The 11,973-nt window shown below is 27.9% G+C and carries 12 protein-coding genes and 2 tRNA genes; 9 read left to right on the top strand and 5 right to left on the bottom strand.

Features of this window, described 5'->3' with window-relative positions; all coding sequences use genetic code 11:
• Positions 1 to 19: 19 nt before the first annotated feature.
• Complete coding sequence (locus H0H50_RS01390) at positions 20 to 811, top strand: undecaprenyl-diphosphate phosphatase (RefSeq protein ID WP_185867386.1); 792 nt, start codon at positions 20 to 22, stop codon at positions 809 to 811.
• Positions 798 to 1,529, top strand: coding sequence for a tRNA pseudouridine(55) synthase TruB (gene truB / locus H0H50_RS01395; protein WP_185867387.1), 732 nt, complete (start codon positions 798 to 800; stop codon positions 1,527 to 1,529). Before H0H50_RS01390 ends, truB begins: the two co-directional genes overlap by 14 nt.
• Here truB and rpsP read toward each other — a convergent pair.
• On the bottom strand, positions 1,526 to 1,864 hold the full coding sequence (rpsP, locus tag H0H50_RS01400; protein ID WP_185867388.1) for a 30S ribosomal protein S16: 339 nt from the start codon (positions 1,862 to 1,864) through the stop codon (positions 1,526 to 1,528). The two genes, truB and rpsP, sit on opposite strands and share 4 nt — an antisense overlap.
• Before the next feature lie 124 nt (positions 1,865 to 1,988).
• On the opposite strand from rpsP, the gene H0H50_RS01405 reads away from it, so the two are divergent.
• From H0H50_RS01405 to H0H50_RS01420, 4 genes are all read left to right on the top strand, one after another.
• Positions 1,989 to 2,059 (top strand) — tRNA-Gln (locus H0H50_RS01405).
• A 53-nt stretch (positions 2,060 to 2,112) separates the two neighbouring features.
• Entirely contained in the window at positions 2,113 to 3,516 is a 1,404-nt protein-coding gene (locus tag H0H50_RS01410) for a dicarboxylate/amino acid:cation symporter (protein ID WP_185867389.1), read from the top strand.
• A gap of 18 nt (positions 3,517 to 3,534) precedes the next feature.
• Positions 3,535 to 4,584, top strand: a complete 1,050-nt coding sequence (locus H0H50_RS01415; RefSeq protein WP_185867390.1) for a diphosphomevalonate/mevalonate 3,5-bisphosphate decarboxylase family protein — start codon at positions 3,535 to 3,537, stop codon at positions 4,582 to 4,584.
• Between the two features lie 36 nt (positions 4,585 to 4,620).
• Positions 4,621 to 4,695, top strand: a tRNA-His gene (locus H0H50_RS01420).
• A gap of 15 nt (positions 4,696 to 4,710) precedes the next feature.
• Here H0H50_RS01420 and H0H50_RS01425 read toward each other — a convergent pair.
• Positions 4,711 to 5,901, bottom strand: a complete 1,191-nt coding sequence (locus tag H0H50_RS01425) for a pyridoxal phosphate-dependent aminotransferase (protein ID WP_185867426.1) — start codon at positions 5,899 to 5,901, stop codon at positions 4,711 to 4,713.
• A gap of 74 nt (positions 5,902 to 5,975) precedes the next feature.
• Between H0H50_RS01425 and rsmG the strand changes: the two genes are divergently transcribed.
• Positions 5,976 to 6,596 carry a 16S rRNA (guanine(527)-N(7))-methyltransferase RsmG gene (gene rsmG, locus H0H50_RS01430; protein ID WP_185867391.1) on the top strand — a complete coding sequence of 207 codons (621 nt, stop codon included), beginning with the start codon at positions 5,976 to 5,978 and terminating at the stop codon, positions 6,594 to 6,596.
• Positions 6,597 to 6,616: 20 nt separating this feature from the next.
• Entirely contained in the window at positions 6,617 to 7,576 is a 960-nt protein-coding gene (locus H0H50_RS01435; RefSeq protein WP_185867392.1) for an amidohydrolase family protein, read from the top strand.
• A 12-nt stretch (positions 7,577 to 7,588) separates the two neighbouring features.
• Here the strand turns inward: H0H50_RS01435 and lysS are convergent, their stop codons facing one another.
• Positions 7,589 to 9,103, bottom strand: a complete 1,515-nt coding sequence (gene lysS, locus H0H50_RS01440; protein ID WP_185867393.1) for a lysine--tRNA ligase — start codon at positions 9,101 to 9,103, stop codon at positions 7,589 to 7,591.
• Between the two features lie 104 nt (positions 9,104 to 9,207).
• Between lysS and lipB the strand changes: the two genes are divergently transcribed.
• On the top strand, positions 9,208 to 9,930 hold the full coding sequence (gene lipB, locus H0H50_RS01445; protein WP_185867394.1) for a lipoyl(octanoyl) transferase LipB: 723 nt from the start codon (positions 9,208 to 9,210) through the stop codon (positions 9,928 to 9,930).
• Here the strand turns inward: lipB and mtaB are convergent.
• Both mtaB and H0H50_RS01455 read right to left on the bottom strand, forming a co-directional pair.
• On the bottom strand, positions 9,927 to 11,237 hold the full coding sequence (gene mtaB, locus H0H50_RS01450; protein WP_185867395.1) for a tRNA (N(6)-L-threonylcarbamoyladenosine(37)-C(2))-methylthiotransferase MtaB: 1,311 nt from the start codon (positions 11,235 to 11,237) through the stop codon (positions 9,927 to 9,929). The two genes, lipB and mtaB, sit on opposite strands and share 4 nt — an antisense overlap.
• Before the next feature lie 54 nt (positions 11,238 to 11,291).
• Positions 11,292 to 11,918, bottom strand: coding sequence for a peroxiredoxin (locus tag H0H50_RS01455; RefSeq protein WP_185867396.1), 627 nt, complete (start codon positions 11,916 to 11,918; stop codon positions 11,292 to 11,294).
• Positions 11,919 to 11,973 lie beyond the last annotated feature (55 nt).

The raw sequence follows: 11,973 nt of genomic DNA on the forward strand, positions 1-11,973 counted from the left end.
TAAAATCGATTATATCGTTATGAATTATATTCAATCAATCCTATTAGGGATTATTGAAGGGATTACAGAATTTTTTCCTATTTCTTCTACAGGACACATGATCTTTGCGGCTTACACAATGGGAATACTAAAAAATAAAATAACCAATTTATTTCTTATTTCTGTTCAGTTTGGAGCCGTTTTATCTGTAATTTTTTTGTATAGAAACAAGTTTTTTTTTCAAAAATTGGATTTTTATCTAAAAATTTTTGTAGCCAGTTTTCCTATAGGTATTTTGGGTTTTTTATTGAACAAAATAACCAATTTTTTTTTAGATAAACCACTCATAGTTGCTTTATCTCTTTTGATAGGAGGATTAGTTCTTTTGAAAGTAGAAATTTTTTATGAAAAAAATTTTTATAATAGAAAAAATAGTATTACTTATTTGAAAGCTTTTATTATTGGATTATTTCAATGTTTAGCTTTAATTCCAGGAGTTTCTAGAAGTGCTACCACCATTGTTGCTTGTATGCTACAAAATGTCAATAGAATAAAAGCTATTGAATTTTCTTTCTTTTTATCTGTTCCTGTTATTGGAATTGCTACATGTAAAAAATTATTTGACTATTATTTTCAATTAAATTCTTTTACATTTAAAGATATAGAATTGTTGTTATTAGGAAATATCGTAGCTTTTTTAACTGGAATAATAGCTATTAAATGTTTCATAAAATATTTAAATAATTTTAAATTATTTGGATACTATAGAATTTTTTTAGGAACTTTTTTTCTTGTTGTACATTATTTAATAAAACCGATTGGAAAATTTTGAATCAAAATTTAATTTATTAGAATTTAAAAATGGAAAAATATTGTTAGTAGATAAACCATGGGGATGGACTTCTTTTGATATTGTTAAAAAAATAAAAAGCTATATTCTCACTGATGCTATAAAAAAAGAAAATTTAAAAATCGGACATGCAGGTACTTTAGATCCTTTTGCTACAGGTTTATTAATTGTATTAACAGGAAAATATACTAAAAAAGTAAATGAAATTCAAAATTATAAAAAAGTTTATACAGGCATTATAAAATTAGGTTGTGAAACCTTATCTTTTGATTCAGAAACAGAAGAACATAATTTTTCTTCCATTTCGCATATTACTCCTCAATTGATTAAAAAAATATCTAAAAAATTTTTGGGAGAAATAGATCAATATCCTCCATATTTTTCTGCCTTAAAAACAAAAGGAAAAAGATTTTATGAATATGCTAGAAAAGGTAAAAAAATAGTTCTAAAATCTAGACGTGTAAAAATTTATAAATTTCATATCCTAAAAATAGGAATTCCTTATATAAAATTTTTTATAGAATGTGGAAAAGGGACTTATATTCGATCTATAGCTCAAGATTTTGGTAAAGCGCTTCAAAGCGGAGCTTATATCCTTTCTTTAAGAAGAGAACGGATAGGAAATTTTTATATGAATAGTTCTTCTATGAATATGGAATTAAATATTTCAAAAAAATTTACATGTTATTTACTAGATTAAATTTTGTATTTCTTGTACCACATATGAAACTTTTTTTGATACTCTTCATGAGTAAATGCACCCTTTTTTACTCCTTCTAATAAATGTTTTTTCAATAATATTCCGGTTTTAGAAAAAATGGATTTTACCGTATTGGTAGGTTGTGCCCCTTTCATTAACCAGGACACAGCATTTTTTATTTTTAATACAGTTGAAGGAGGGTCCGTATGAGGATTATAAGTTCCTAGCTTTTCAATAAACTTTCCATCTCTAGGAGCACGAGAATCAGCTACAACTATATGATAAATAGGTCTATGTTTTTTTCCAATTCTTTTTAAACGGATTCTTACGGACATAATTTTATAAATTTATATTATATATGAAACCTTGAAAGGTTTTTTTAGAGTAAAGTAGCCCAAATTTAGATATAATTATCATGTTTTTGAAAAAAAATGGTATATATTTACATTTTTCATAGATAGACCCGTTGTGTAACGGTAGCACAGCAGATTTTGGTTCTGTTAGTTGGGGTTCGAGTCCCTACGGGTCTGTTCCCTACCACATTGGTATAGTTTTTTGATTGGATTCTTTCTTTGAGAATAAAATGAGTATTGGAATGAAAATAAAAAAAGAAAAAGTTTTATTAATAGCTTTTTTAAGTGTTTTGGCATATATCTTTATTCATTTATCCAAATCCTTATTAGGATTAGATAAATCTGCTCTTTGCATATTAAGATGTTCCGTAATATCTCTTTTCATATTATATGCTTTTATGAAAAAAGATTTAACTACTTGGATTTTATTATCCATTATCATAGGAATAGAAATGGGATTGGATATCCCAAAATTTGCTATAGAACTCAGATTTTTATCTCAAATATTTTTGAGATTGATCAAGACTATCATTGCTCCAATATTATTTTCAACTCTAGTAGTTGGAATAGCAAGTCATTCTAATATTAAACAATTAGGTAGTATGGGATGGAAATCCCTGCTATATTTTGAAGTGGTGACAACTTTAGCTTTGTTTGTTGGTCTTATTGCTATTAATGTATCTCAAGCTGGAGTAGGCATTGTTATGCCTTCAGGAATAACGGAACAACAATTACCCAAAGTAGAAAGTAGAACTTGGCAAGACACAATTCTTCATGTATTTCCGGAAAATTTTATAAAATCCATATATCATGGAGATGTATTACCAATAGTAGTATTTTCCGTTATATTTGGTATATCCATGGTTTTCTTAGAAGATAAAAAACGGAGTCCTATATTGCAATTTGCAGAGAGTCTTTCAGAAATCATGTTTAAATTTACTAAAATTATCATGTATTTTGCTCCTATAGGAGTTGGGTCTGCCATTGCTTATACAGTGGGGCATATGGGTTTGGATATTTTATATAATTTATTTCAATTATTACTAACTCTTTATATTGCTTTACTGATTTTTTTGATAGTTGTTTTACTTCCTATTCTTTTGTGGATTAAAGTTCCTTTAAAAGGTTTTGTCAAAGCATTAACTGAACCAGTATCACTTGCGTTTGCGACCACAAGTTCAGAATCCGCCTTACCTTTACTGATGGAAAATTTAGAAAAATTAGGTGTTCCCAGAAAAATTATAGCTTTTGTGATTCCTACAGGTTATAGCTTTAACTTAGATGGGACTACTCTTTATTTATCTTTAGCTACTGTTTTTGTAGCACAAGCTTCTGGTATTCCTTTGAGTTTTAGTCAACAAATATTTATAGGACTGACGTTAATTTTAACGAGTAAAGGAGTTGCTGGAGTTCCTAGAGCGTCTTTAGTCATTCTTTTAGCTACTGTGGCTTCTTTTGGATTACCGACTTGGCCTATATTAGCTATTATAGGGATAGATGAATTAATGGATATGGCTAGGACTACCGTAAATGTTATAGGTAATGGATTGGCTAGTTGTGTAATAGCTCGTTCTGAAGGAGAATTGGACGATAAAAAAATGTTGGATTATATCAAAAATGAAAATGATTTGTAATTTAATTTTGAAAACCCATTGTTTTTTTTCTATAAAAAAAAATATTCTATAGACTCAAATGGAGTAGTAACAAGGAAGAGTCATTCCAATATCGCTTTAATTAAATATTGGGGAAAACATAAGAATAAAATACAAATACCATTGAATTCATCTATTAGTTATTCTTTGGGAGAAGTATATACGGTTACACGATTAATTTATCAAAAAAAAAAAAAAAGGAATTTATCTGTAAGAGTTTTTTTTTCAGGAAAAGAAAAAACTAGTTTTCTTCCAAAAATTTTAGAATTTTTTAATAGAATTTCATATTATTGTTCCTATTTACGAGATTATAATTTCATTATAGAAACTTATAATACTTTTCCACATAGTAGTGGAATAGCTTCTTCTGCTTCTTCCATGAGTGCTTTAGCTTTATGTATCATGGAAATAGAAAAAAAATTAGTATCTTCTTTAAAAGAAGATTTCTTTTTCAAAAAAGCTTCTTTTTTAGCTAGATTAGGTTCTGGAAGTGCTTGCAGATCTATTTATCCTGGACTTGTTGTTTGGGGATATCATCAATCTATAAAAGGAAGTAATAATTTTTATGCTACACCATATCCATATAAAGTACACTCCATTTTTACAAAAATAGAAGATACTATTTTAATCATAGATGATGAACCTAAAAAAATATTGAGTTCAAAAGGGCATCAATTAATGCATCATCATCCTTATGCTAGAGAGAGATTTAAATGTGCTAATAAAAATATGAATAAACTTATATCTATATTAAAAATAGGAGATTTCCAAGAATTTGGAGAGTTGATAGAACATGAAGCTCTAACTCTTCATGCCATGATCATGACCTCTAGTCCCTATTTTTTATGGATGAAACCAAATACTCTTAAAGTAATTCATACGGTATGGGATTTTAGAAAACAGAGCAAGAAAAATATCTATTTTACACTAGATGCAGGTGCCAATGTTCATCTTTTATATCCTGTTCAAGAAAAAACATCCATCCTAAAATGGATATATAGTGATTTATTTTCTTATTGTAAAAAAATTATAGAAAGTTTTTGTTTATAGAATTTATAGAATTAATTATCTTTGTCCTTTGTTTTGGTGGACGTAGCTCAGTTGGTTTAGAGCATCAGATTGTGGTTCTGAGGGTCGCCGGTTCGAATCCGGTCGTCCACCCACCCCACCTTATAATTATTTTAATGCCTTTTTAATTCTTGTAAAGGCTTCTATGATTTTATTTTCTGATGAAGCGTAAGAAATACGTAAACATTCATTATCACCAAAAGCACTTCCACTAACGGTAGCTACTTGAGCTTTTTCAAGTAAAAATTCAGAAAATTCATCTGAATTTTGTATCGTTTTTCCATATAATTTTTTTCCAAAAAAATCTGAAACTTTTGGAAAAATATAAAAAGCACCATTTGGTTTAGAAAATTGAAATCCATCAATTTCTTTTATCAGATTCAAAACTAAATTTCTTCTTTTTTCAAACTCTTTGATCATATATTCTATTCTATCAGGATGAGCGGATAATGCAGTAATAGCAGCTATCTGTGCAATAGAATTGGCACAAGAAGTCATCTGACCTTGTATTTTATCACAAGATTGAGCAATCCACTCTGGAGCTCCAATATATCCAATCCTCCAACCTGTCATTGAAAAAGCCTTAGATAATCCATTCACTGTGATAACTTGATGATGAATATCAGGAAATATAGCAATACTAGTATGTTTTTCTGAGTAACAAATATGTTCATAAATTTCATCAGCAATAATCATAATTTTTGGATGTTTTTTAAAAACATCCGCTAAATTTCTTAGTTCTTTATAAGAATAAACACTTCCTGTGGGATTAGAAGGAGTACTAAAAATAAATAATTTTGTTTTAGATGTAATAGCTTTTTCTAATTGTTCTGGATTAATCTTAAAATCGTTATTCATCGTTGTTGGAATTATAACAGGAGAAGATTCACAAATATTTACCATTTGTAAATAACTAACCCAATAAGGAGCGGGAATAATAACTTCATCATCTTTATTAAGCAAAGATAAAAGAACATTCATTATAGCTTGTTTTGCTCCTGTAGAAACTACAATTTGAGAAGGTGTGTATTTCAAACGATTATCACGGTATAATTTTTCACATATTACTTTTTTAAGTTCTAAATATCCGGATACGGGAGTATAATAATGATACCCTTCATCTATAGCTTTTTTTGCAGCGGATAAAACAAAATTAGGAGGATAAAAGTCGGGTTCTCCTAAACTCAAGTTTATAACGTCATAACCTTTATTTTTTAATTCTCTAGCTTTAGCTGACATAGCTATGGTTTGTGAATAAGATATATTCTGTAAACGATGGGATAATCTATTTTTTTTCATCATAGATATTTATGAAACTATTTTAAATAATTACAAATCTAAATAAATTTGGTTATAAGTTTATTTATCCATTTATGGAATTAATTAAAAAATATTTTCCAAATCTATTGGATCAACAAATCTATAGATTATCTTTTTTAAAAAATTTATATGCGTATTGGAATACACATGTCAATTTAGTTTCTAGAAAAACATTTCACAATTTTTATCAACAGCACGTCCTTTTTTGTTTAGGAATAGCTAAAGTATTTTCTTTTTATCCTGGATCATGTGTTATGGATTTAGGTACAGGAGGAGGATTCCCTGGAATTCCTTTATCCATAGTTTTTCCTCATACAAAATTTATATTAGTAGATTCTGTTAGAAAAAAAATTAAAATTATAGAACAAATTATATATAATCTTCATTTAAAAAATGTGCATCCTATTTGTATACGTGCAGAGAAACTAGAAAATAAATTTGATTTTGTGGTCACTAGAGCTGTAAACAAAATAAATATTATCGATAATTGGATAAAAAATAAATTTAAATACAAATCTAATTCTCAAATAAAAAATGGAGCTTTATATTTAAAAGGAGGAAATCTTCATGATGAATTAAAAGAATTTCCTCATGCAATAGAATATCCTTTAAATCATTATTTTGAAGAACCATTTTTTATAACTAAAAAAGTTATTTGGATTTCCAACATTTAATTTATAGAAACCGATTAAACATGAATCCTAAAAAAATTTTTGTAGAAAAAGTAAAAGAAAAAGGTGGCTGGGTCAATGCTCATGCTCACTTGGATAGAGCTTATACACTTACAAAAAAAAATTTCAAATACTCTTATTATCCCATTCAAAAAAAATGGTATTTGGTTGATGAAATGAAACGTTTAGCTACAGAAGAGGATATTTATATCCGTATGGAAAAAGCTTTAGAATATTTTTTAATGCAAGGAACACAAGCTTTATGCTCTTTTATTGATGTAGATGAAGTGATTGAAGATCGTGCCTTGAAAGCCGCTAAAAAATTGAAAAATAATTATGGAAATTCCATTCATATTTGTTTTGCCAATCAAGTTCTTAAAGGTGTATTGAATAAAAAATCAAAATATTGGTTCGATCAATCAATAGAATTTGTGGATATTATTGGTGGATTACCCGCTACAGATTATGGAAAAGAAGATGAACATCTAGATATTTTATTACAAACAGCTAAAAAAAAAGGAAAAATTGTGCATGTACATGTAGATCAATTTAATACTAACGAAGAAAAAGAAACTGAAAAATTAGCAAAGAAAACGATTGAGCATGGATTGCAAGGAAAAGTAGTAGCTATACACAGTATTTCTTTAGCCGCACATGATAGAAATTATCGTTATAAAATATACCAATTAATGAGAAAAGCTAATTTGATGGTAATATCTTGTCCCATTGCTTGGATTGATCATACCAGAAGTGAACGTTTAACTCCTAGCCATAATTCTATCACTCCAGTGGATGAAATGGTTCCTGAAGGAATTATAGTGGCTTTTGGTACAGATAATATTTGTGACATATATAAACCTTTTTCTGATGGAAATTTATGGATAGAACTACGAGTTATGTTGGAAGCTTGTCATTATTATGATATAGATCATTTGGTAAAAATTGCTACAATCAATGGATTAAAAGTATTAGGATTAGATTAGGATAGAAATAATTTATTTTTTACCTCCTTTTTCTGGACGCATTTGTGGGAAAAACAGAACTTCTTGAATCGATTTTGTTTTAGTAAGTAACATCACTAAACGATCTATTCCTACTCCAATCCCTGCAGTGGGAGGCATCCCAAATTCTAAAGCACGTATAAAATCTTTATCAATAGATATGGATTCGTCTTTTGTGTTTTTTTCGGATAACTTCATTTGTTCTCGTAAACGATCAAGTTGATCGATAGGATCATTAAGTTCTGAATAAGCATTAGCAATTTCTTGTCCATTTATAATGAGTTCAAAACGTTCTGATAAATTTTTTTTATAACGATGTTTTTTGCTTAAAGGACACATTTCTAAAGGGTAATCAATAATAAAAGTAGGATGAATGTAATTTTTTTCGCATCTTTCCTCAAAAATATTCTCAATAAGTTTAGCTTTACTCATTTTTATATTTTCTTCTATATGCAATTTTTTACAAACTTTTCTTAACTCTTCCAACCCCATTCCTTGAATATCAAATCCAGTATATTTTTTAATAGAATCCAATATGGGGATACGAGGAAAAGGAGTTTGAAAATTAATATGATTATTTTCTTTTTTTTGAAATTTATAATAGATCCATTTTATCAATTTTTCTGTAAAATTCATCATCCAGTAATAATCTTTATAAGCGACATAAAGTTCTAATACAGTAAATTCTGGATTATGGATCCGATCCATTCCCTCATTTCTAAAATTTCTAGAAAATTCATATACAGCGTGAAATCCACCAATGATCAATCTTTTCAAATAAAGTTCATTAGCGATCCGTAAATACAATGGAATACCCAATGTATTATGATATGTTTCAAAAGGACGAGCTATAGCCCCTCCAGGAATGGATTGTAGAATAGGAGTCTCTACTTCGAGATATCCTTTATCATCCAAAAAATTTCTGATTTTTTGGATGATACGAGTACGTTTTAAAAAAATATCTTTTATATGATCATTAACAATAAGATCTACATAACGCATACGATAACGTTGTTCTGTATTGGAAAAAGCATCATATGTTTTTTTATTTTTATCCACTTTTACTTGTGGTAAGGGTCGTATAGATTTGGATAATAAAGTTAACATATGAACATGTATAGTCATTTCATTCATTTTTGTCTTAAATAAAATGCCTTTTATTCCAATAATATCTCCTATATCTATAAGTTTTTTTAAAAAAATATTGTATATATCTTCTTTTTTTATTTTTATTTGATCAGAAGATAAAAATAAATGATCTTGAGTAAAATATATTTGCATATAACCCGTATGATCTTTAATCTCTCCAAAGGAAGCTTTTCCTAAAATACGCAAACGCATTAACCGTCCAGCTATGCTTATCGTTTCTTTTTCTGTAAAATTTTTTTGTATATTACAAATAGTAGTGGTTACTATATATTCTTCTGATGGATAAGGATTGATTCCCAATAATTTCAGTTGATCTAGTTTTTTTCTTCGTATAATTTGTTGTTCTGATAAATAGGTCATAGACTGATTTGTGTGGATGTCCCCCATATAAAACTAACGAATTGAATAAAACGAAGGTACAAAGGTACATTTGTTTTTTTTATTATATAAATTTTTCAAAGACTATGAAAAAAAAAATACTTTTTTTCGAAGATTTAGGAAAAAAAGAATATCAAGAAACTTGGAAATATCAGAAAAGATTATTTGATGATGTCATACAAAAAAAAGTCAATAAGATCCATTCTAAAAAAGCTGGATATTTTCTATTTGTAGAACACCCCCATGTATATACTATAGGTAAAAATGGTAAAAAAGATAAACATTTGTTGATTTCGTCAGATTTTTTAAAAAAAATAAATGTTTCTTTTTATCAAACAGATAGAGGAGGTGATATCACTTACCATGGACCTGGACAGTTGATAGGATATCCCATTCTAAATATGGATTATTTTTTTACGGATATTCATAAATATCTACGTCTCCTAGAAGAAGTGATCATTCATTTCTTATGGAAAAATTATGAAATCAAGGGAGAACGAAAAAAAGGAAAAACAGGAGTTTGGTTGAATGTAAAAAACGGAAAATCCAGAAAAATATGTGCAATAGGAATTAGAATGAGTCGTTGGGTTACTATGCATGGATTTGCTTTAAATATCAATACAGACTTACAGTATTTCAATCATATTATTCCTTGTGGAATTTATAATCAAGAAGTAACTTCTTTAAAAAAAGAATTGAAAAAAAATGATATCTCTTTTCAAGAGGTTAAACGTATGGTAAAAAAATCTTTTCAAGAAATTTTCGATGTAGAATTCATTAACATGCCTAAAAAAGAATTGGATTTTTAATTTATAGGTTCTGCAATCATAATTCCATCCTTATCTATTTTTTTAATGAATACATCTTGTAATGTATTTTCATATGTAGAAGAATTGTATGAATTTAATAACATTTTAGTTCTAATATAATTTTCTGTATATCCATATAAATATTCTTTATTATGGGAATTTTTTTCGAATAATACGGTTTTTTTAGTATCAATTTGCCTTTTACAAAAAAAACGATATTTTTTATTTGAAAGGACTCTCAAAACTTGATTTCGCTTCCTTTGTATTTTTTTAGATACATTTTCCTGTATTGTACTGGATTTTGTATTGGGTCTAGAAGAATAGGTAAATATGTGTAAATATGAAATTTCTAATTTTTTCAAAAAATGATAAGTTTCCAAAAAATGTTTATATGTTTCTCCAGGAAAACCAACAATAAGATCTGAACCGATATAAGCATCTGGCATGAAACATCTAATTTTGTTTACTTTTTCTTGATAAAATTCTCGTCTGTAACGTCTATGCATTTTTCCCAATATATAATTGCTCCCAGATTGTAAAGGGATATGAAAATGAGGGACAAAATGTTTGCTTTTAGACAAAAATTCAATACATTCATCTTGAAGCAAATTAGGCTCTATAGAGGATAAACGTATTCTTCCTTTTTCTTGTATTTGATCTACAGCTTGTATTAAATCAAAAAATGTATATAACCGTGTATTTTTTCCATAATCTCCTATATTGACACCTGTTAACACGATCTCTTTTACTCCTTTATTAAAAAGAAATCTAATATTTTTCAATATATTTTCTATACTCTCAGAACGAGAGGGGCCTCTTGACATAGGAATAACACAATAACTGCATTTATAATCACATCCATCTTGTATTTTTAAAAAGGAACGAGTTCTATCTCCAACAGAAAACGATGGTAAATAAGTTTTTTTAGAAATAATTTTTGTATAATCTTTTTTTTTTAAGAACCATTTTCTATTAATATAATCTATAATTTTAAATTTTTCTTCATAGCCTAAAACGAGATCTACTCCAATAATAGAAGACACTTCTTTAGGATTCAGTTGAGCATAACATCCTATGGCTACAAGAAAAGCTTTTGAATTTTTATTCCTAGCAGAACGTACAATATGCTTAAATTCAATTTCTGCATTTCTTGTTACAGAACAACTGTTGATCACATAAATATCTGCATAACTTTTGAAAGGAACATGTTGATAATATAAGTTAGAAAACTTTCTTGCTATGGTAGAGGTTTCTGCGTAATTAAGTTTACACCCCATGGTATAAAATGCTACTTTTTTTTTCCCCATTTATTCTTGTCTATCTTTCATTTTCATTGTACAATTATCTTATTCTCTACTAAACTAAGATGAAAAATAATCTTCAATCCCACTATGACTAGCTTTTATAGCTTTTTTTCCTTTTGTCCAATTTGCTGGACATACTTCTCCACTTTTTTCATAATATTGAAGAGCATCTATCATCCGAATAGCTTCATGTACATTTCTTCCTAAAGGAAAATCATTAATTAAAAGATGTTTTATTATTCCTTCTTTATTTATCAAAAATAATCCTCTATAAGCAATAAGTTCTCCCGTAGCTTTCAATCCTTCATTATTGCAAATCCAATCTCCAGACAACACTCCATAGTTATGAGATATAGTCTTATTAATATCAGAAACAATTGGGTAAGTTATTCCATGTATTCCTCCTTTTTCTTTTGGCATCTGCAACCAAGCCCAATGAGACTGTTCTGTGTCCGTAGAAACAGCAATAATTTGTACATTTCTCATTTCAAAATCCTTAATTTTTTCTTGAAATGCATATATTTCTGTGGGACAAACAAAAGTAAAATCTTTAGGATAAAAGAAAAGTAAAACATATTTACTTCCTTTAAATTGTTCTAAAGTAAAATTTTGGACAATATCTTTCCCATTTAATACCGCACTAGCCGTAAAATTAGGCGCTTTTTTTGAAATTAATGTATTCATTTTTTGCGTGTTTATATACACGAATTTACCAAAACTTAAAAAAATAAAAAAATAA

This window comes from Blattabacterium cuenoti, from assembly GCF_014252015.1.
Lineage (GTDB): Bacteria > Bacteroidota > Bacteroidia > Flavobacteriales > Blattabacteriaceae > Blattabacterium > Blattabacterium cuenoti_U.